This is a genomic window from Acinetobacter tandoii DSM 14970 = CIP 107469, from assembly GCF_000400735.1.
In the GTDB taxonomy this organism is placed as follows: Bacteria; Pseudomonadota; Gammaproteobacteria; order Pseudomonadales; family Moraxellaceae; genus Acinetobacter; species Acinetobacter tandoii.
On record NZ_KE007367.1, the window covers coordinates 75,960 to 97,482 of the forward strand.

The 21,523-nt window shown below is 37.3% G+C and carries 18 protein-coding genes, 1 tRNA gene and 3 pseudogenes; 15 read left to right on the forward strand and 7 right to left on the reverse strand.

Features of this window, described 5'->3' with window-relative positions; translation table 11 throughout:
* Nucleotides 1-131 precede the first annotated feature (131 nt).
* The 3 genes from I593_RS09790 to nudC all read left to right on the forward strand — a co-directional run bounded on the left by I593_RS09790 (nucleotide 132) and on the right by nudC (nucleotide 2,603).
* A tRNA-Arg gene (locus I593_RS09790) sits at nucleotides 132-208 on the forward strand.
* A 573-nt stretch (nucleotides 209-781) separates the two neighbouring features.
* Nucleotides 782-1,213, forward strand: coding sequence for a hypothetical protein (locus I593_RS09795; protein WP_016167410.1), 432 nt, complete (start codon nucleotides 782-784; stop codon nucleotides 1,211-1,213).
* A gap of 616 nt (nucleotides 1,214-1,829) precedes the next feature.
* Nucleotides 1,830-2,603 carry an NAD(+) diphosphatase gene (nudC, locus tag I593_RS09800; protein ID WP_016167411.1) on the forward strand — a complete coding sequence of 258 codons (774 nt, stop codon included), beginning with the start codon at nucleotides 1,830-1,832 and terminating at the stop codon, nucleotides 2,601-2,603.
* A 795-nt stretch (nucleotides 2,604-3,398) separates the two neighbouring features.
* On the opposite strand, the gene I593_RS09805 is transcribed toward nudC, so the two are convergent.
* Nucleotides 3,399-4,280, reverse strand: coding sequence for a LysR family transcriptional regulator (locus I593_RS09805; RefSeq protein WP_016167412.1), 882 nt, complete (start codon nucleotides 4,278-4,280; stop codon nucleotides 3,399-3,401).
* 102 nt (nucleotides 4,281-4,382) lie between these two features.
* On the opposite strand from I593_RS09805, the gene trpB reads away from it, so the two are divergent.
* Together trpB and trpA are read left to right on the forward strand one after the other, a co-directional pair.
* Complete coding sequence (trpB, locus tag I593_RS09810) at nucleotides 4,383-5,594, forward strand: tryptophan synthase subunit beta (RefSeq protein ID WP_016167413.1); 1,212 nt, start codon at nucleotides 4,383-4,385, stop codon at nucleotides 5,592-5,594.
* The gene (trpA, locus tag I593_RS09815) at nucleotides 5,591-6,376 is read left to right on the forward strand and encodes a tryptophan synthase subunit alpha (protein ID WP_016167414.1); all 786 of its coding nucleotides are present in this window, start codon (nucleotides 5,591-5,593) and stop codon (nucleotides 6,374-6,376) included. The genes trpB and trpA overlap by 4 nt, the downstream gene beginning before the upstream one ends.
* A gap of 121 nt (nucleotides 6,377-6,497) precedes the next feature.
* On the opposite strand, the gene ribA is transcribed toward trpA, so the two are convergent.
* Nucleotides 6,498-7,100, reverse strand: coding sequence for a GTP cyclohydrolase II (gene ribA / locus I593_RS09820; protein ID WP_016167415.1), 603 nt, complete (start codon nucleotides 7,098-7,100; stop codon nucleotides 6,498-6,500).
* A 934-nt stretch (nucleotides 7,101-8,034) separates the two neighbouring features.
* Between ribA and I593_RS09825 the strand changes: the two genes are divergently transcribed.
* The 6 genes from I593_RS09825 (at nucleotide 8,035) to I593_RS20850 (ending at nucleotide 12,962) form a co-directional block, all read left to right on the forward strand.
* Entirely contained in the window at nucleotides 8,035-8,544 is a 510-nt protein-coding gene (locus tag I593_RS09825; RefSeq protein ID WP_016167416.1) for a cytochrome b, read from the forward strand.
* 19 nt (nucleotides 8,545-8,563) lie between these two features.
* Nucleotides 8,564-9,448: a cation diffusion facilitator family transporter gene (locus tag I593_RS09830; RefSeq protein ID WP_016167417.1), complete on the forward strand. Its 885-nt coding sequence runs from the start codon at nucleotides 8,564-8,566 to the stop codon at nucleotides 9,446-9,448.
* 611 nt (nucleotides 9,449-10,059) lie between these two features.
* Nucleotides 10,060-10,785 (forward strand): ABC transporter ATP-binding protein, encoded by a 726-nt coding sequence (locus tag I593_RS09835; protein ID WP_016167418.1) that lies wholly within the window; start codon nucleotides 10,060-10,062, stop codon nucleotides 10,783-10,785.
* Nucleotides 10,775-11,728, forward strand: a complete 954-nt coding sequence (locus I593_RS09840; protein WP_016167419.1) for an efflux RND transporter periplasmic adaptor subunit — start codon at nucleotides 10,775-10,777, stop codon at nucleotides 11,726-11,728. Before I593_RS09835 ends, I593_RS09840 begins: the two co-directional genes overlap by 11 nt.
* 40 nt (nucleotides 11,729-11,768) lie before the next feature.
* Nucleotides 11,769-12,353, forward strand: coding sequence for an ABC transporter permease (locus tag I593_RS20845; RefSeq protein ID WP_016167420.1), 585 nt, complete (start codon nucleotides 11,769-11,771; stop codon nucleotides 12,351-12,353).
* A 63-nt stretch (nucleotides 12,354-12,416) separates the two neighbouring features.
* Nucleotides 12,417-12,962, forward strand: coding sequence for an FtsX-like permease family protein (locus tag I593_RS20850; RefSeq protein WP_228130577.1), 546 nt, complete (start codon nucleotides 12,417-12,419; stop codon nucleotides 12,960-12,962).
* 164 nt (nucleotides 12,963-13,126) lie between these two features.
* Here the strand turns inward: I593_RS20850 and I593_RS09850 are convergent, their stop codons facing one another.
* The gene (locus I593_RS09850; RefSeq protein WP_016167422.1) at nucleotides 13,127-14,521 is read right to left on the reverse strand and encodes an LLM class flavin-dependent oxidoreductase; all 1,395 of its coding nucleotides are present in this window, start codon (nucleotides 14,519-14,521) and stop codon (nucleotides 13,127-13,129) included.
* A gap of 365 nt (nucleotides 14,522-14,886) precedes the next feature.
* Here I593_RS09850 and I593_RS09855 point away from each other — a divergent pair.
* Together I593_RS09855 and I593_RS09860 are read left to right on the forward strand one after the other, a co-directional pair.
* Nucleotides 14,887-16,068: pseudogene (locus tag I593_RS09855) on the forward strand (SfnB family sulfur acquisition oxidoreductase); the annotation flags it as partial.
* Nucleotides 16,069-16,080: 12 nt separating this feature from the next.
* Entirely contained in the window at nucleotides 16,081-17,337 is a 1,257-nt protein-coding gene (locus I593_RS09860) for an acyl-CoA dehydrogenase family protein (protein ID WP_016167424.1), read from the forward strand.
* Nucleotides 17,338-17,763: 426 nt separating this feature from the next.
* Here the strand turns inward: I593_RS09860 and I593_RS09865 are convergent, their stop codons facing one another.
* Nucleotides 17,764-18,183, reverse strand: coding sequence for a hypothetical protein (locus I593_RS09865; protein WP_016167425.1), 420 nt, complete (start codon nucleotides 18,181-18,183; stop codon nucleotides 17,764-17,766).
* A gap of 178 nt (nucleotides 18,184-18,361) precedes the next feature.
* Between I593_RS09865 and I593_RS20855 the strand changes: the two are divergent.
* A pseudogene (locus tag I593_RS20855) lies at nucleotides 18,362-18,616 on the forward strand (IS982 family transposase); the annotation flags it as partial.
* Between the two features lie 123 nt (nucleotides 18,617-18,739).
* On the opposite strand, the gene I593_RS20065 reads toward I593_RS20855, so the two are convergent.
* Nucleotides 18,740-19,492, reverse strand: a complete 753-nt coding sequence (locus I593_RS20065) for an IS5 family transposase (protein WP_016167426.1) — start codon at nucleotides 19,490-19,492, stop codon at nucleotides 18,740-18,742.
* Nucleotides 19,493-19,593: 101 nt separating this feature from the next.
* Here I593_RS20065 and I593_RS20860 point away from each other — a divergent pair.
* A pseudogene (locus tag I593_RS20860) lies at nucleotides 19,594-19,819 on the forward strand (IS982 family transposase); the annotation flags it as partial.
* Between the two features lie 412 nt (nucleotides 19,820-20,231).
* On the opposite strand, the gene I593_RS09875 reads toward I593_RS20860, so the two are convergent.
* Together I593_RS09875 and I593_RS09880 are read right to left on the reverse strand one after the other, a co-directional pair.
* The gene (locus tag I593_RS09875) at nucleotides 20,232-20,579 is read right to left on the reverse strand and encodes a hypothetical protein (RefSeq protein ID WP_016167427.1); all 348 of its coding nucleotides are present in this window, start codon (nucleotides 20,577-20,579) and stop codon (nucleotides 20,232-20,234) included.
* A gap of 206 nt (nucleotides 20,580-20,785) precedes the next feature.
* Nucleotides 20,786-21,445, reverse strand: a complete 660-nt coding sequence (locus I593_RS09880) for a hypothetical protein (protein ID WP_016167428.1) — start codon at nucleotides 21,443-21,445, stop codon at nucleotides 20,786-20,788.
* Between the last annotated feature and the right edge of the window lie 78 nt (nucleotides 21,446-21,523).

Below are 21,523 nucleotides of genomic sequence, written 5' to 3' on the forward strand. Positions count from 1 at the left end.
TAATAAACCAAGTAAATTACAGGGAATACTGCGTTGCATGCTTAGAACATTGATTAAACTCTAAGCATAAAAATGCATGATTTCTATATAGTTGCTTTCACTTCTTTATTTTTTTGCTATGATGTGCACGCGCGGCCATAGCTCAGTTGGATAGAGTACAAGTTTCCGAAGCTTGGGGTCGTGGGTTCGATTCCCGCTGGCCGCACCATTTTTTTATAAAATCAATAATTTAGAATAATTTTGGCGTAAATTTAGTGTATTAGTCTTTCAATGGGATAATTTAAAATTTCTTTAAATCGTATAAGTTGTTCTGAAAATGCTACTTATTTACCAATCGCTGCAAGAACGTTAAAACTATAATTAAATTAAGCCTCCCAGAAAGGCTGAACTAATAAGATCTTTAAAATCTATTCAATCACTTCAATAATGATAAAAAATTAGTGAGCTTAAATTTGTTTATAAATTGAGTATTGAAACCCGAAATTTTGTGATTATGAACCTAATTCAAAGTCATTTTTTTAGGTTCTTTCAAGGGGTTTTATTGGCTGTTGTATTCAGTTGCATATTCTTTTTCTAATGGACACCAAATTTCAAAAACAAATGAACAGAGAGTCGTATCTAACGTGGACACTTTAAATGGGAATAACAACTCAATGTCGTATAAGCACCATTATGTTAACTGAATATAGTTTTTTGAAAATTTTAACTTTGAATCAGAGATTTCATTTTAAATATGATAAAACTCAAGGATAAAGAAGCTTTAGATTTAGGTATGTAATAAGTGAATTTTTCAGGTGATGTAGAAGTTTTTTTATCTTGTCTTGGAACTAAAGAATCAAGTTCAGATATTTTGAAAGCAGTTGTTCTTGTTGCAAGTGATTTTGACAGATCAGAGACTGATTTTTGTGGAGAAAAGCTATCCTATTGGCAATTTTTCAAGAGAGGTGTCACGTTCAGATTTAATGAACATCAGATACTAGATACCGTTTTCATACACGCTAAAGAGAATGAAGAATATTACTCATACCCATTTTTAGAAGATCTTATCATAGGTATTAATCATAAAAGTACGAAGCAATCTGTAGTTAAGCTATTTGGAAATCCAGAAAGAGAAAGTAACAGTTGGCTTAAATATAAAATACTTGATAGCTACTTACATTTTGAATTTGATAAGTCATCAGAGTTAAAGCAAATTACGATGGGAAAATTTTAAAAATAGAATCTGATTTAGTTTAAGATTTCCTAAAATTAACATAATGCACGTTATACGGAATGCTTGAAATTTTCCTTTAAGCATCAATATCTTAGTCAAAGCTGTTCTAGGGTTCAGCGCACTGGAACAGCTTTTTAGTGATTTCTCATGTTCCACGGTCAATAAATAATCAAAACTCCACGGCTTTATGTAGTCTCATTTAACCCTAAAACAGAAAAAAATGTCTAGATAAAATAAGAATAGATGTCTAAGTTGTTATTGATTTTGCATCCAGTCATCAAGCAAGTAAACTTTATGTAGAATTCAACATTTGTTTATAACTGGAACAGATGGAGCTTTTATATTGCACAGACATAATGAGCAAAATTTCTTCTCTAGAATGTAAAGTTCATTAATCAGGCTAAAGCTCCAATCATTTTATCGCTCTAATTTTAGTGATGCCTTGATGCATAGTTGGTGTGAAAATTTTGTGATTTTAATCAAAAAGATACAAATTATTATGATTGTAATTCTGACATTTAGTGCCTAGTATTCTTCTTGAAGTTACTCCATGTAAGCTTCCTTGGTTTCATCCCATACACTTTTAGTATGGGATTTTTTTTAATCTGAGGGTTGTATGAGCATACATTCAAAAGCGTATATTTTTAGAGAGCAGAAGTTACTGGTAGATGAAAATTTTCAATTACCGCAGGTAGAAAGTCTTCAGCATGATTTGAATCTGTCAGAAAATGGCAAGATCATTGCACGGGATTTAAAAGAGGATGAGCCTGTGCCAGAAGGTTATCAGTTGATTCCGATCCGACAATTGGTACAAGTATGGAACCAAAACGAATTTGCAGAAGCTAGCCGCGCAGTACAGTTATTAGAATGGCATCGAAATCACCGTTTTTGTAGTAAATGTGGTCATGCAACCTTTCAACCTACCAATCAGTATGTAATGTGCTGTCCATCTTGTGGTTACAACCAATATCCGCGTGTTAATCCTTGTGTGATTACCATCATTACACGGGGTGAAAATGAAATTTTATTAGCAAAAAATGCGCGTAATAAATCTCAGATGTATAGTTTGATTGCTGGTTTCGTTGAAGTAGGGGAAACCTTGGAAGACGCTGTACGTCGTGAAACTTTGGAAGAAGTTGGGCTTCAGATTAGAAATATTCAATATCTTGCAAGTCAGCCATGGCCCTTTCCAAGCAATTTGATGATGGCATTCAAAGCAGAATATCACTCAGGGGAAATTCAGATTCAGGAAGAGGAACTCAGTGATGCTCAATTTTTCAAGTTTGATAATTTACCTGAGATTCCATTTAAAGGCAGTATTGCGTATGCCATGATTAATCATGTGATAAATGGCACCCCAGTGGCGGATGATACGAAAGAATGGCTTTGAAGGAAAAATGGGCAGAATACCTTTTCTGAAGTGTCAATTATTGAATTTCGTCATCTTATTTTCACACTTAGTTCACATGTAATTTATTTATCATAATCACAGCATCAAGATGAGTGAATTGAAGTTCAGCTTTTGTCTAAAGCTAATATATGTTTTTTGCAAAAGAGAATGACGAGGTGCTACGACTCGGCCTACAGGCTGAGAGTATAAAGTGGAGCTCTAGGCGTATTTTCAAATTACGAGGCATTATGCGTGTAACGACACAGAATTAATCAAAGTATTGTATTTATTTGCTACCCTTTTGCCGAACTGAATATTCTCTCTACAGTTCGGTTTTTTTTATTTCACTTGAAATTAATATCTCACAAGTTTAACTCTAAAGAGAAGGATAGTCATAAGCTGAAATTAGGTGAAATTCTGTTGTAAAGTCTGATGTGATCAAAGATAGTAAATTCAGAATAAAACCGCTAAACATGATGAAAATTACAAAACTCAATGACTGAGATTTTACTTTTTATTCTATTGGATGTGTCCTATCTGGAGGAGATTTAGATAGACATGTTCAGGTTTGTATTTGAATTTATCTGAGTATTTGAACAGCCCAACAAGTTTAATCACGGCATTACTTGGATATCAATATTATTGCCATTGTAATGTCGATAGCCTAAAGAACTTTATTTACCAACACTTGTCTCGGTACAGTTACTTTCACTGTTTATTCTTCTTCTTTAAATAGGTTTAAGCGAATAAAATATGATGATATAAGCGAAAAACCATTCATTGAATATAATTTTTTTAATTTTTTTCTCCAGCCATTAACCAATGAATGATATTCATGACATCACGATTTTCATTATTTTCTCTGACCATTGCATAAAAATTATAGTCACAATAGATAAAACCAAAAGGTGCAATGACCCTGCCATTTAATATTTCTTTTTCTACTAGAATTTGAGGGGCTATGGCAATTCCTAACCCAGACACAGCAGCTTCTATCATCAAATTGAGACTATCAAAATAACGATCATTCGCTTTTGGGGAAAAGTTAATTTTGGACTGATCAAACCATGTATGCCATGCACTTTTATTTGAGTGGGTATGAAGTAATGGATAATTTAAAAGATCATGTTTTGTATGGAGAGGATTTATTTCACGATTACAAATAGGCCCCATGTTATCGGGAAATAAAAGATATTTATTCAAAAAGTTAGGAAGTGTATGGTTTTCATTTATGCTATTGATAAATATGTCAACCTTCTCTTTTTCTAACAATTTTAAGTCATTACATGTCATTAATTTGATATGAATATTGGGATAGATTATTTCGATTTTTTCTAATCGGGGAATCAGCCAATTTGCCATAAAACTATGAGAAGCGCCTATTACAACTTCTACCTCTGATGTTTTATTTGTTAACTCAAAGACGCATTGTTCTAAATTATTAAAAAGTTGCGTACAAACTAGCGATAATTCTTCTGCATCCTTTGTCAGAGAGATGGTAGAGGAATGTCGAATAAATAATTTTTTATCTAACCATTCTTCTAACTGCTTTATTTGATGGCTAATCGCACTATGGGTTACACATAATTCTTCCGCAGCTAAGCTGAAACTTTTATTTCTGGCGACTGCCTCGAATGCTTTTAAAGCATTAAGGGGAGGTAATGTTCTGCGTTTCATGTTGTAAAATTTTCTAACACCATGAGCTCAAAATATATCAATTATCAGAAAAATGAAAATATTTTAAGATCAAACAAGTTTTGATAGTAAAAGAGATATGAGATGACAACCCCTTATACAGGTAATGGTCCTGATGACTTGGGATTTTTTGGTAAATTTGGCGGATGTTACATGCCAGAAAGCTTAATGCCCGCACTTCAAGAATTAGAGCAAGCCTTTAATACTGTTCGGCACAAACCTGAATTTTGGGCTGAATATCAGCAGATTTTAACGGACTTCGTTGGTCGCCCTAGTCCTCTTTTTTATGCAAAAAACCTAACAGCTTATGCGGGAGGTGCTCGAATATATCTCAAGCGAGAAGATTTGAACCATACGGGTGCGCATAAGATCAATAATTGTGTTGGGCAAATCTTATTAGCCAAATTTATGGGGAAAACCAGAATCATTGCAGAAACTGGTGCTGGACAACATGGTGTTGCAACAGCAACTGTTTGCGCACTGTTTAAGATGAAATGTACCATTTTTATGGGAGAAACAGACATTCAGCGTCAACAAATGAATGTTGAACGCATGAAATTACTCGGTGCTGAAATCAGAAGTGTTCAAAAAGGTCGTGGGACTTTAAAAGATGCGATGAACGAAGCATTACGTGATTGGATTCGTCATGTTGATACAACCTATTATCTTTTGGGTACGGGTGCAGGTCCTCATCCATATCCTGTCATGGTCAGAGAATTTCAAAAAATTATTGGTCTAGAAGCCAGAAACCAAATACTCCTCAAAGAAAATAAACTACCTGATGCTTTGGTTGCTTGCGTTGGTGGTGGATCAAATGCATTAGGGTTGATGCATCCTTTTCTACAAGACCCAAATGTCAAAATGTTTGGCGTTGAGGCGGGGGGAAAAGGAACACATACTGGAGAACATGCCGCCTCTATTTGCAAAGGTCAAGTCGGTGTGCTGCATGGCAATTTAACCTATTTATTACAAGATTTAGATGGACAGATTTTAGAGGGGCACTCTATATCAGCGGGCTTAGATTATCCTGGTGTTGGCCCTGAACATGGCCTTCTGTTTGAAACAGGACGTGTGACATATACGGCTATAACCGATCAAGAAGCCGTAAATGCATTTCAGCTTTTAAGCCAACAGGAGGGCATTATTCCTGCTCTTGAGAGTTCTCATGCGATTGCGTATGCGATTCAACTTGCTCAAGAAATGCAGCCAGAACAGATCATTATTGTCAATTTAAGCGGCAGAGGTGACAAAGACTTAAACACGGTCAAAAAATATCTTGCAGGAGCTACAGCATGAACCGTCTAGATCAAAAATTAGAGCAATTGAAACTGGAAAATCGAAGTGGTCTGGTCTGTTATTTTACTGCTGGAGATCCTAATTTCGCAGAAAGTTGTCGTTTGTTAAGTCAATTGGGTCAAGCTGGAGCTGACATCATTGAAGTTGGCATTCCATTTTCAGATCCAGTGGCAGATGGAGAGATCATTCAGGCAGCACATCTTAGGGCTTTAAGTGCAGGTCAAACGGTAAAACAGACCATTGAGTTGGTAAAAGCAATAAGGCTACATGATGACCAGACACCAATAATTTTCATGACTTATTTAAATCCGATGATGCAATATGGTTTTGAGACACTTATAGCCGAAACAGAAAATCTTATAGATGGAATATTGATTTTAGATGCTCCATATGGATATCGAGAAAAATTTGAGGTGCAATTAAATGAAAAAAATATGCATTTAATTGCAATGACAGCGCCGACGACCCCAGTTGAAAGGTTAGAGCAAATTTCAGCGCGCGCGACAGGTTTTTTATATCATGTTGCAGAAAATGGCTTAACAGGAGGAGACTTAAATTTGTCTAACCTTGAGAAAAAGATTGCTGAAATCAAGCCTATTTTTAATATTCCAGTTGCAATTGGCTTTGGGATCAAAAATGAAAGTCATGTTAAAGCATTAGCCAATAAAGTAGATCTTATTGTTATCGGTTCAGCGCTCGTCGATACTTTTTTTAATAAAGGGATGAACGCAACTTTAGAAAAAGTCACAGTTTTTTCACAAATACTTAGAGAAAATAAATAATATCCTGTTTTTAAATCAGTATATTTAAAGTTAATTTATCAAGAACCATATGTGATAAAACCCTCTCCCGTAAGGGAGATGGAACTTTGGATGTGGAGTTTTTTCTTAAAGTGATCACTTTTTAGAAATCACTATTATCATACAGATGTGACATACGTTTTTGCTTCGTCTCTAGATAAGCTTTGTTAAAGATATTTAAACCAACTTTTAAAGGAATCCGCTCAACAACATTAATTCCTAAATCAGTTAAAGATTTAATTTTAAGGGGATTATTTGTAATGAGTTTTACATTCTTTATTTTTAAATAATCTAACATAATGGTACACATATCATATTTACGAGCATCTGCTGGTAAATTTAATAATAAATTGGCATCAAGAGTATCATGTCCTTGGTCTTGGAGTGCATAGGCCCGAATTTTATTGGTTAATCCTATGCCACGGCCTTCTTGGCGCAGGTACAAGATCACACCTTGACCAGCATCATTAATCATTTTCATGGTTGAATGTAATTGGGGGCCACAGTCACATTTCAGTGAAGCAAAAGCATCACCTGTTAAGCATTCCGAATGAATTCTGACGAGTACAGGTTGATTAGAAATAGTATCCATGCCTTTGGCAAGAGCGATATGTTCTTCGCCAGTACTTTGGTCTTGAAATGCTATAATTTCAAAATCGCCAAACGCAGTAGGTAACTTTGATTTGGAAACAAATTCTATAGCCACTGGACTATCCACCTATATCTTGATAATAGATAAAATACGCTGAATTAAACTTTCAGTTAGATAATATTCATTTAATAGTGAATTTTATGTGAAACAGTTTTGTCGAATGAACCAATTTTTTCAGTTGAGTATGAACAATACAATTTTCAGATATAAGCCTAAACAGGGAAAAATTGTACACTGATTAATCGACTTCAATGCAAGCGCCTATTTATTTTTGGTATTTAAAAACTTAATTTCATGAAAATATTTAATAAATTTAGTTATTTATGTTGTTTTTGAATCAAATTATCACAGATGACATGATAGATTCAATATATACAAAAGCTGTTCATGATATGAACTTTTGTGGTCAAAAGATTCCATGTCAGTATGCCAATACAATTCATCTACCAGAAAAGACTGTACAAATAGAAAAGGTGGAGTTCGGTTGAACGACATGTGTTATCAAAAATAGACAAGATACTAGTGTGAACTATATAAATAGGGGGGATCCTTGTCGAAGTTTGTCTCAAGTAAAAATAAATGAGCTTGGCTTATTTGAAGATAAACTTAAGTGTAGGATTTTTAAAGTTAGGATTAATGAGATATATATTTTCGTTTTAAATAGATGGGGAGGATTAGGTAGACTTTATTCCTCCATTTTTCATAAAACAGAAAAACGGTAAACATATTTATTTTCTGAATTTTATACATAAAAGCTACATCTGAAATATTTTCGGATTGAACAGAATAGAATCCTTGAAACTTAGTCGAGTCTGATGTTTATTTTATAGGATAAGATTAATGTAATTAAGAATGATTATTTTTATTAGGTGCTGGATGGTATTTTCTAGTATTTGATTTTTTAAATATTTTAAAAAATTAATTTAAATTTAAGGTCACTTTTGTAAGGTATTAATATCGATTTATATTTTTGAATTTTGGGGTTGTTATGAAAAATAAATATCCTTTTCCAATAATGATTATGCATTGGCTTACACTTTGCCTTGTGGTGTTGGCGTATCTCACAGGTGGAGACCCAACCGTACATCTAAAAAGTGGAGAACTCCATGTTTTCGCTGGGGTATCCGTATTTTTGCTATTTTTTATCAGAATTATAATGATTTTTACTTATAGAAAAGATATTCCGCTGAACAAGCCGATGAGTAAATATCAACGAACTTTATTTTTGATGGTGAAATACACGCTTTATTCATTGTTGTTTTTAATTCCTGTACTGGGCTGGGTTACTTTATCTGGTTTAACAGAGAGTTATCAGTTTTTTGGAATGAGTTTACCTCTCATAAGTAATTCATGGGATGTTGAAAAAATTGGAGAAATCCATGAATTTCTAGGTAATTCTTTCATGGTGCTGATAGGCTTTCATGCATTGGCTGCATTAATTCATCATTATGTATTTAAAGATAACGTTTTGAAAAGTATGCTTTATTTTAAAAAGTGAACCAAGAGCTTGAAAGATTATGATTGAATCAAATATTGATCTTGAGTTAAGGGCGAAAGCTGCTTCAAAGTCAACATGGATCAGTGTTGCTGTGAATATTTTCTTATCGATTGGGCAGATCTGGATTGGTCTGTTTTCTAAATCACAAGGTTTAGTTGCAGATGGTATTCATACTTTAAGTGATTTAGTCGCGGACTTTATTGTATTAGTGGCCAATCGTCATAGTCAAAAAGCACCAGATGACGTTCATCCTTATGGTTATCTTCGTTTTGAGAATGCAGCATCTTTTATACTGGGTTTAATTTTACTGTCGGTTGGGGTCGGAATGCTATGGACGGCAACCCATAAAATTCTTCATCCTGAGCAAATTCCCCAAGTTCATAGCATAGCGCTTTGGGTAGCAATAACAGCATTGATCTGTAAGGAACTCTTGTTCCGCTATATGCTCTCTATTGCCAAAAAAGTAAAATCGAGTTTATTGATTGCGAATGCTTGGCACGCACGTTCAGATGCGGCATCTTCTTTTGTTGTGGCATTAGGGATTATAGGGAATCTTGCGGGGTACCCAATTCTTGATCCAATCGCGGCGTTAATTGTCGGTTTGATGATTGCTAAAATGGGTTTCGACTTTAGCTGGACGGGCTTACATGATTTGATGGACAAGTCGGCAAATGAAGATGAGATTGCTGCTATTAAAGAAACCTTATTGAATAAAGAGGGTATATTGGGCTTACATCAACTTAGAACCCGTAAAATGGGTGATATGATTATTGTGGATGTTCATTTAGAAGTCAGTGGCGAGCAAAGTGTAAGAGAAGGACATAAAATAGCAGTAGATGCCAGAAATGAAGTCCTCAAAAACCATAATGTGATTGATGTGGTTACTCACATTGACCCGATATAATTTGAAAGTAGAAAGAAATAGGCATCAAGAATAAATAAGATTCGAGATGCCTGAATTTAAAAAGATTTATTGAAAATGTCCAATGAGTTCATTTGTTTCAATTAAGCCTCGAATTTGTATTTTTTAAATCATATTTAAATAAAATTCTTTTGTATCACCTCAATATTTCAATCACATGGTGATCACGAAAAGTTTAAGCTCAATTGGGATACTTTTCAGCGCAACTTTCTTTTTTTAATATCCGTACATTGCCTTTTATAGCATTAGATATATGTCTTAAGAGCATTATTTTCATAGATAATAATAATGTGATTATCAATATGTTATTTAAAATTTCCATAGTTTTATGTGGTATTACATACCGTGCTTATGCCATATTATATTGTATGAATTAGAATAATTTTTAGCCTTCAAACTACATGGCTCGATTTGTTAAAACTCTTCGCAAAAGCGTAGCAGACATTGATAACAAAGCCCTGAAACTAGGGTTGATTAGATCAAATATTTTTACAGAGAAGCTGTACTCACAATGATAAAGAAGTTATTGGTCTAGCCTAGAGTTTAGACAAGTTAAACTGAGTTTTCAGTGACCAGACATAAGGACAAAAATAATGAAGTCGAGTCAGGATGTCCTCATCCAGTGTTCTGGTGTGACGAAAGAATATGGTGTCGGTGAAGCGAAAGTGACCGCCTTACGAGGTGTCAATCTTGATGTCTACCGAGGGGAGTTACTTATTCTGGCTGGTCCTTCAGGCTGTGGAAAAACAACCCTGATTTCAATTATCGGGGGAATTTTGAAACGTGATGCAGGCACATGCACCATACTTGGCAAAGACTTGGAAAACATGACTACAGCCGAGCGAGCGCATTTTCGTGGAACTTCTATTGGTTTTGTGTTCCAGACTTTTAACTTGCTTCCTTCATTGACGGCTGCTGAAAACGTTGCCGTGCCTTTATTAATCAGTGGCGAAGAGCGCAAGTTTGCGCTTCAACGTGCTCGAGTCATTCTGGATCAGGTTGGACTTTCGGGACGTGAAGATGCACTTCCAAGCCAGCTCAGTGGTGGGCAACAGCAGCGTGTAGCAATTGCGCGTGCACTTGTGCATGAACCTAAAATCATTATTTGTGACGAACCAACGAGTAGTTTGGATCATGCCACGGGACATGCCATGATGGAGATCTTGCGGAATGTAGCACAAGCTCCAGATCGCGCACTAGTAGTGGTAACACATGACACGCGTATTTATGAGTTTGCTGATCGTATCGCGCATATGGATGATGGGAAGATTGCCGATATAAGCAATCCAGTCGAGGAGACAAAGTACAATGATGCGTAAATATTTGCTCCCAATACTCGCACTGATCGGTCTATTGCTTGCTGTCACGATGGTACTGATTGGCAATAGGCAATCACCTCCATCCCAACCCGTAGTTCAGTCACCCAAATCACCTTTTCCGAGCTATGTGGCTGGCGCAGGTATTATCGAGGCGAGCACTGGAAACATTGTGGTTGGCACGCCTGTGTCTGGTGTTGTGGTCGAACTGTATGTGCACGAAGGCAGCGAGGTGCAGGTTGGCGATAAGTTATTTAAGATTGATGATCGTGAACTTCAAGCCCAACTTCTACCTGCAATGGCGAAAATCAAAGAAATTGCAGCGCGTTTGGCACAAGCCAAGAGCCAATTTGAACTTGCGAACAGCTTATCGGATAAACGTGCGATTAGCGTCGAGGAACTCAACAATCGGCGCTTTGCAGTCCAGCTTGCTGAAGCTGAGCTGGCATCAGCTCAAGCGCAGGTTAAGCAAATTCAAATGGATATTGAGCGCTATACTGTACGTGCTTTAATCCATGGACGAGTATTACAAAACAAGATTCGTATCGGCGCATTCGTGCAAGGTGGTGTGCCTAGTGACTCTTCGATGTTGATTGGTAATGATGATCGGCTATTCGTACGTGCTGACATTGATGAGAATGATGCATGGCGAATCCAGCCAGAGGCACATGCCGTGGCATTTGTGCGGGGTAATCCAAATTTACACACCACACTGAAATTTGAACGGGTGGATCCGTATGTGCTGCCTAAAACCTCACTGACGGGGGATAGCACCGAGCGGGTCGATACCCGTGCCTTGCAGGTCATTTATAGTTTTGATCACACCACCTTGCCAATTTATGTTGGGCAACAAGTTGATGTATTCATTGAGACCACAGTAGACAAATCTTCAAAGAGTAAGCCTTCGCAATCCACAGCAACACCGTCTTCCGCGAAGATTTTGTAATGATCCAGTCCGTCTGCATGCATTAAAAAGGAGTACCAAAATGTTACGTATAGCCTTAAAAATGCTGCTGGGTGATCGTGCCAAATATGTGGGTTTAATCTTTGGTATTACCTTTACATCGTTCTTGGTGACTTTTGCAGCATCCTACTTTGCTGGAATTATGACGCGAGGTTACGCACCTATTTCCGAGAATGGTACTGTAGATGTATGGGTGATGGATCCTGCGGTAACTTCAGTTGAGCAAACCACCAATATGTCTTTGCAAGCATTGGCAAGAGTTCGCAGTGTAGCAGGGGTGCAGTCAGCAGTCCCCTTCATGTTTGCCACGGCAGATGTCCGTTTTCCAGATGGGCGTTACCAGCCCTTTCAGGTGATTGGTGTTGATGATGCAACCTTAATTGGTATGCCGCCCATTCAAAATGATGTGATGCCTAGTTTGCTGAGAGTTCCTGATGCAGTGGTGATTGATGCAGGGGGAACCAATGGTAAGTTGGAAACCACATTGCAAATTTCGGAGCAATTGCCACAAGGTAAAATAGATTTTGATGCGCCAACCCGTGAACTGACCACAGGTGATGAATTACTTCTGAATGATCATAGCTTGCGAATTCTCGGTCAATCGTAAGGACTTCCTAGATTTCCACCACGTCCGTTGCTATATACGACTTTTTCGAACGCGACTCGAATTTTGCCACCAGAACGACGTCAGCTCACATTCGTGCTGGTCAACGCTGCACCGAAGGTAGCGCCCGAAGACTTAGCAGCGCGCATCGAGTCAGCCACAGGTTTACGTGCACGGACATCTGCACAGTTTAAATCGGATACTGTGCATTGGTTTCTGCTGAACTCTGAAGATGTGGGAGACATTGGGGCAATGCTAACCTTGGCAATCTCTGTCGGCTTTGGTGTAACAGGCGTTATGCTTTACATGTTTACAAATGAGAACCTGCGTAATTATGCGGTGCTTAGTGCGATGGGGGCCACACCGAGACTTCTTTTGACCATGGTATTTGCTCAGGCGGGTTTGTGTGGGCTGCTGGGCACAGGTCTTGGGCTAGGACTCTGTGCCATGATTGGGCAGTTGGCAATTATGGCTGGATATCCATTTCGGATGATGTGGTTTACCCCTGTGTTAGGAGCAGTGACTGTTATACTGGTCTGCTTGGTTGCTGCTGCATTGAGCGTGCGGCCTGTATTGAAGATGGAACCAAGCCAAGTATTTTCGGGGCGTTGAAAGGGGCGTACTTACGATGATAAGAACATTGAAATGAGTATGGACTACTGCAGGCTGAGTTTCTAAGAGTGAATGCTAAGAAAACCTGCAGTAATATGATCGATTCAATATAGAGCGTTGCGCATTAGCATTTTGAATTATTTAAACTATTTATTATCAATGCTTTATGCCTGAATTACGGCTTTTTTCTTTTGTGGATGATAGCGGAAGCTAGCTCCTCTATGATTTTCAGGCAACAAAGGACCTTGTCCAAACAGTTTGTCGCGTAAAGTTCCAGTGGCATATTCAGTCTGATAAACACCGCGTTTCTGAAGTTCTGGAACCACAAATTCAACAACATCTTCAAATGTTTTATGCGCCAAGATATAGGCAAGATTAAAACCATCAATACCCGTATCTTCTACCCACTCTTGTAGACGGTCCGCAATCGTTGTTGGTGAGCCGACCAGTACGGGTCCATTACCACCCACACTGATAAATTTAGCAATTTCTTTAATTGTCCAAATACGATCAGGATCAGCTTTTACATAGGAGTCCAGCATAGATTGAATAGCATTGGTCTGAATGTATTCAACCTGATCAGCAGCATTAAATTGTGAGAAGTCGATCCCAGACCAGCCAGAAGCTAAGGTTAATCCACCATGATAACTTCCATATTGTTGATATTCTTTAAATTTAGCTTGAGCTTTTGCATCTGTTTCATCTACAACAATAGACAGCATGGTGTAAATTAAAATTGAAGAAGGATCTTTGCCATTTTCTACAAGTTTAGTGCGGATGGCTTGAACCAGTTTTTTTACTGCTTCTTTGGTTGGTGCAGAAATAAAAACACATTCGGCATTTTGGCAGGCAAAAGTTTGTCCACGGTGTGATGCACCAGCTTGATAAAGAACTGGAGTACGCTGCGGAGAGGGCTCACAAATATGAATACCAGGAACGGTAAAATATTCACCTTCATGATGAATCGGATGCACTTTTTTAGGGTCAGCAAAAATCCCTTTTTCTTTGTCGCGAAGCACAGCGTCTTGCTCCCAAGACCCTTCCCAAAGCTTATACAGAACTTCAAGGTATTCATCGGCAATGTCATAACGATTATCATGGCTGACCTGATTTTTTAAACCTAAGTTTTTAGAACCACTTTCTAAATATGAGGTCACAATATTCCAACCCGCACGACCTTTGGTCAGATGATCCAGCGTGCTCATACGGCGTGCAAATGGATAAGGATGTTCAAAGGAAATAGAGGTGGTCACACCAAAGCCCAAGTGTTTGGTGACAGCAGCCATCGCAGGAACAATTTGTAGCGGATCATTGACAGGCACTTGTACAGCACCACTCAGTGCATGTTCGGCGGATTGATGATAGACATCATAAATTCCCAATACGTCTGCCAGAAAAATGCCATCAAATTTCCCACGTTCTAAAATTTGGGCTAAATCTGTCCAATACTCTAAGTCTTTATATTCTGTAGAGCGGTCTTGCGGATGACGCCATAAGCCAGGTGATTGGTGGGCGATACAATTCATTTCAAAAGCATTAAATCTAATTTTTTTGGTCATATCGGTTTAAGATTTTTAACGAAAATAATAAATAAGCTTAATAAGAAAATATGCAAACTTTCATAATAAAAAAATCAATCTTTATCATAAATAATGTTTATGAAGATGAGGAGTGTTTATTGAAGTTTTGGTGATAAAGGTAAAATAAATTAAAAACTTGTAAATATATAAATTTGAATGTGAATAAAACCATGGATTATATTTTAAAAAATGATTTTATTTTCGGATTAAATTATAAATATAAGAAAAAAATAGTGCTAGCTTAGGTTTTATAACCATCTCACTGAGTTTTTATAATGACTTCAAAAATTGAAATAAAATTGGAAGACGCGCAAAACATTCCAAGGGATTTTTATCAACAAGAGAGTCTGGCTCATGTCATACGCTCAGATGAAGAAGCCATACAAGTTGCTAAAACGCTGGCAGTCGAATTTGCGAAAGAAGCCTCTCAACGTGACTATCAGCGACAATTACCTTTGCGAGAGGTGCAACAATATTCAGCATCGGGTCTTTGGGGCATTACTATTCCTAAGCAATTTGGCGGTGCGGGCGTCAGCTATAAAACGCTTGCAGAAGTGGTCAAAATTATTTCAAGTGCAGATTCATCTTTAGGGCAAATTGCACAAAACCATTGGGCGTTTTTAGAACATATTCGTTTGGATGCTTCATTGGAGCAGCAAGAGTTTTTCTTTGCTCAAGTTTTGCAGGGAAAACGTTTTGGCAATGCATTTTCTGAAAAAGGTTCTAAAACTGTTGCAGACTTAACAACAAAAATTGAATTTAAAGATGGGCACGCTGTTATTAATGGCCAGAAATTTTTTGCCACAGGCGCATTACTCGCCCATTGGATACCTGTAGTGGCTGTAAGTGAAGAGGGTAAGCCGTTTGCTGCATTAGTGCCTCAACATACGCCAGGCTTGACGATTGTAAATGATTGGAGCGGATTTGGTCAGCGTACTACAGTCAGTGGTTCAGTACACTTAAACAATGTTCAAGTCGATTTAAAATACATTGTACCAATTCATCAAGCTTTTGAACGCCCAACCGCAGCAGGGGCAATTTCGCAATTTATTCAATCTGCTATTGATGCTGGCATCGCACGTGGTGCAATTGATGAAACGATTGCGTATGTCCGTGCTCATGCACGCCCGTGGATTGATTCGGGCTTAGAACAAGCATCTCAAGATCCGTACACCATTGCCAATATTGGTGAGTTAAAAATTAAACTACGTGCAGCAGAAGCTGTTTTGGCTTTAGCGGGTGAAGCAATTGATCAGGCGTTGTTGAATCCAACAGAAGAAACTGTGTCTGAAGCAACTTTAATTACAGCAGAATCTAAAGTGCTGACCACAGAGATTGCTTTATTGGCAGCCAATAAACTATTTGAACTTTCGGGTACACGTTCAACACTATCGGAACTGAATTTAGACCGTCATTGGCGCAATGCGCGTACACATACTTTACATGACCCCGTCCGTTGGAAACTGAATATTGTTGGGAATTATTATTTAAATGATGTTCTTCCACCACGTCATGCATGGAGTTAATAGGAAAATATTATGACTATTCAAAATAATCAAAACTTGTCTTTAGGTGCTCATTACGAGCAAGTGGCTGGAAAATTCCGTGCTATTTTTCAGCGCATCGCAGAAGGTGCACTAGAGCGTGAAAAAAACCGAATATTGCCTTATGAACCGATCCAATGGTTAAAGCAGGCGGGTTTTGGCGCGGTACGTGTTCCTGTCGCTTTTGGTGGAGATGGCGTGTCGCAAAGACAATTATTCCAACTCTTAATTGAGCTGGCAAAAGCGGATTCTAATGTGGTTCAGGCATTGCGTGGACATTTTGCTTTTGTGGAAGATCGTTTAAATGCCCATAAGACAGAGCCACAAACCTTATGGTTTGAGCGCTTTGTAAAAGGTGACCTTGTAGGAAATGCATGGACGGAAATAGGCAACGTAGAAATAGGTGATGTCGCCACGCGTGTGACAGAGTCACAAAGTGGAAATCTCGTCGTGAATGGCCAGAAATATTATTCGACAGGGACTATTTTCGCAGATTGGATTGATTTATTCGCTTTCGATGAAACGACAAATCAGCACGTTATTGCTGCTGTTTCAACACAGGTAGAAGGTATTCATATTGTTGATGATTGGGATGGTTTTGGCCAAAAAACCACGGGCAGTGGAACATTAAAAATTGATAATGTACAAATTGCTCGTGACCATATCTTGCCATTTCAAGAGAGATTTAAATATCAAACTGCATTTTATCAAGTCGTGCATTTAGCGACTTTGGCTGGTATTGCACAAAATGCGGTAGAAGTTTTTACGCATGAAGTGCGGAAACGTACCCGCATCTTCAGTCATGGCAATGCAGAGTTGGTTCGTAATGATGCACAAATTTTACAAGTGATTGGCAAAGCCTCTGCACAGGCATATGCGGCTGAAGCAATTGCTTTAAGCACTGCTGATGCATTAGACCAAGCGTATTTGAGTCATTTCCAAAATGATGAAAATACGGAATTACAAGCGAATGACTCTGCTGAACTCGCATCTTCACAAGGACAGGTAGTCATTTCGGAATTGGTGCTAAATTTAACGACAGAACTGTTTAATGCATTAGGTGCATCTGCTAGTACAACAGAAAAGCAACTAGACCGATTCTGGCGCAATGCACGTGTGGTTTCTTCCCATAATCCACTTATTTACAAACAGAAAGTGATAGGAGATTGGGTGGTAAATCAGGCACCTTTACCTTATGTTTGGCAAATTGGAAACAGTCCAGTGCTTAATCAAAAAGAAATTGCTGCTTAAAATATACTGATAAAGAAACCGTATAAATATACGGTTTCTTTATGAGAGTCTTAAGTCATGATAATAAGTGAGTCATTTTTAAATGATATTTTTGATGAAATTGGTTGCACAAACCTGTTGATCATCATTTATAAAATATTCTTAACAATATTAAAAATGAGATAAATTTAAAGCAGCAATTGCAGAATATGGAAAAGATCTATGGTGTGGCTCTTTGCCTATCAGCTACGGTTAATAATGAATGCGTCGGGAATTAATGAGTAGATTAAACTTATAAAGATCTGATTTAATAACTTAGTAGCGAAAGAACATACAATCTATTCAGTGATCAAAAGCAGATAAATACCTTGTGAAACAACGTCATAAAATTCTGGACGCTATCAGACTAACAATAGTTGTCCTGACATAAAACATTAGTTTTCTTTTTCAACTTAAAGATATACCTACTGCATACAGCCCACCTAAGAGTAAACAAAAAGCTGAGCTGATATACCAAAATAAATCACTATTACCAACGAATTTTGATTTCAAAATTGGAAAAGAAAGACCACGTATAAGAAGTATAGCTGCAAAAATTGAGAGTATGGTTTTACTAAATGGTAATAGTGTTATTCCTTTTGCAGCAAAATATGCATACGTTGAGCATAGCAAGAGCATTAAACCTACAGCGATAGTGATTAAATGTGGATATAATTTTCCTCTTTCAACCATATCGACCATGCTTTTACCTGCCCCTAAAAAACGATAACCATTTGCCCCCCAAAGAATACAAATGAAGTGGAGTAGGGCAGCACATAACGTCAATATTGCTGCAAGATATAATGCGATTATTGATAATGATTGCATCAGTATTTATGACTTAAATAATATTTATAGAATTCATTATACATAACTCGAATCGAACATAAGCAATTGACTCGAAAAAGAGAAGGACTAAAGCCATCAGTTGAGTTACCACACTAAACTCATAACTCTAGTCTTTATGTTCCTTGCGTTATATATAGCTCATACCTAATTATTCTGTATCATTGATGATTCCTTTCTAAAATTCGAATCAATTTATTTGAAATTTTAAAAACAGAACTTTCAACACCTAAGACGTCGACCTGCTCAGCTTAGTATTTCTGAAATTATACTTATTGCTGTGTGGTACAAGTGCTATCATTTCAATAATTTCAAGACATTCTTCACATCATTCAAACTGAACAACAACCAATTTTTTAATCAGCTTCGTTATTATTAGCGCATTATACACTTGATTAACCCCCATCAACTGGCTTGACACGTTTTGCATTTCTCTTTGATGAAAGAAAGGAATGACTGCCAAACTATATGCTGATCGTGGCTATATTAGTCAGGAATTAAAGAGCACATTAAGAGTACAAGGTGCTAGGGTGTGTCCTCATTTGGCTTTGCAGCAAATAAATATGCAGGCTATACGGATCATAGATTTATAATTGCGTGCCAGTTTATCAAATCGAGTTGCAATAGCACGGAAATGTTTTAATCTTGCAAAAGCATTTTCAACTAAATGTCTTAATTTATATAGATATTTATCAAATTCCTTATTCGATCTCTTGCTGTTTGATCTCAATGGAATAATGGGTATCATATTCTTGTTCTTAGCACATATTCTAATGTGCTCAGCATCATACCCCTTCTCAGCAATGAGATAAGTTGCTTCGCCTACAATATCAATCAGTTGTTTTGCAACTTGACTGTCGTGGACGTCACCCCCAGTGATTTTAAAATCAATCGGTAATCCATTCGCGTCGGTTGCAAGATGTATTTTTGTTGTTCGTCCACCGCGTGATTGTCCAATTGCTCGTTCGAAACCATGCCGAGCTCCACTTGCATGTTGATGCACGCGTATGTAGCTTCCATCAATGAATACCCATTCCTGATCCAGAATGCCTCGTAATCTAAAAAAAAATTTATCCCATAATCCCTTACTTGCCCAGCGATTAAAGCGATTGTAGGCAGTTTGCCAAGGGCAAAGTTCTTGAGGAATATCACGCCATGTCGCACCCGTACGTAGTTTCCATAAGATAGCTTCCATGATATTTCTACTGTTTTTTGAACAGTAACAACCATGTAATCGCATAGTATCTTGAATTTGCTGCCAAATATCATCGGTGAGAAGAGTACGTGCCATTGAAAAAATATAGAAATGAAAAGAGCCTAAAGGAGGATTTTAAGTATTTAAAAACAATTCTTCAAATGAGGACACGCCCTAATTTAATTACTTATTAATGAAAGAATATGAAGTCTATACAATTATCAAAAATCAGGTAAGCTCCATCTGAAACAACGCAATGAAATAGAAACTTTATTCAGTGTGCTGAAAGGGACTGACAATTTAGTGATAACTAGAGCTAAAAGTGTTGCTGGCTATTTAGCTGGTATTTATGCATCTTTATGTGCTTATCAGATATGTCATCAAAATAAGCCGATGATTCGTATTATGGAAATATCGGCTTAAGCAGGATTCGGGTTATTTATAAAAATTTAATTAAGTGAAAATCTAAAGAATTACCTTGAGCTTGATCAATGTGTAAAGGTGAATAGATAAAGGTTAAATATTAGATCATTTGCTTAATAATTATTCAATGTATTTTTGATATGTTCCTTGTGGCTTAATGTCACAGTGACTTGTCAAAGAAATTGCATCGTCTTATATTAAAACCACAGTAGCTAGCAACACTAAGAGCTACGAAGTAGTTGGACGGATCATTGACAGCTAATTGAATTTGCAACGTAAAGTTCAAATAAAAAATCAGCACTAGCCATCCAACATAAAAGAACTCGCAGAAATGCGAGTTCTTGCTGTATATAGTATTCAATTTTAAACCACAATTTCTTTGCTGGCTTATCTATAACCATATTTTTTCAGTTTATTTCAACTGTAGTTCTACATCATATTTTCCAAACTCTTGAATTAGCTCTTTCAGCATCTTTATAGCAATCAAGTTCTCTGTATCTGGATGCAACTCTATGGCTTGTTCACCATCAAAATAGCTAATTGTTAGGATTTCCCAGTGATGATCAAGCGTACTTTGGTGGATTTCTAAATTCAGTAATTGGATGTTCTGGTTCATCTGCTGTGGAATCACACTACGAATAATCAGTTGCAGTGTTTCACTGTTTTCTCTACGTGTAGGAAAAGTAATCACCCAATTACCAACTTTTTTAAGATGAGCAGGGTGATCCTCTGGGTGAAAAATAAGATGGAGTGGCATCATAGATTGCTTCGAAATTGTTCTATTTCACAGATATTTTGTGCTGAAGCTATAACGCTTAAGTAGAAGGAGTGGCACACTAAACGTTGAGAGAGATATCTAAAATGGAAAAAGTGCGCCAATATTCTAATAAATATAATTTTTTAAAATCAAAAAATATGATGCTAAGTGTTCATTCTACTGAGCTTAAACAAAATTCCTCTTAAAATTTATGCTGGATTGAGCCGTTGCAGTGAAAAATTAATCTGATGCAGAATTCGATTTAGCTCTTTAGGTGGAATACGCGATTCTTGTAATTGGGTAATCCACTGCATTTGGCAGAGTTTTAGAGAACGAATATCTTCTGAGCTTTGAATGCGCAACACCAGTTGCTTCGCCATGAGTCCGCAATATTTTTGTAGTAGCTGAGCCATTAAAAACTTAACATCGTCAAAATCCAACGCGACTAAATCTTCAAATTTAGGCTCTGTGGGTTCTGATGTTGCAGATTGAAAAGTCTGTTCGGCCAACAGTGACGCCGCCTGCTGTTGTGGTTCAGATTTTTCTGCCTGAGGATGTTGGTGTGCTGTTGGCATCAAAATTGAATTTGATGAAGGCTGCTTTACTGAACTTTGTGATTGAGCCGTTGGTCGTAAAGATTGAACTTCAGATTCTGCAAAAGCTTGAGCACTCGATGCCATAATGAGCCCCATTTCGCTCAGTTGTTCAATTAGTTCAGGTGGGGCAAGACGCTGTTTGAAGATTTCGTTCATGGAGTCAAAATCTTCAGTTCCGATCAGAACCAGTAAGCGGCGTTGACGTGCATTTAATGGCAAACTGCGTTGTTTTAGTGCGTCATGTCCTAATTGTGTTTTAGAATAGTGAATCATGTCTTAATTTATTCCATGAGATAAATTAAGCAGACTATACTGCGTGAAAATTACACTATTGTTAAAATTTAATTACAA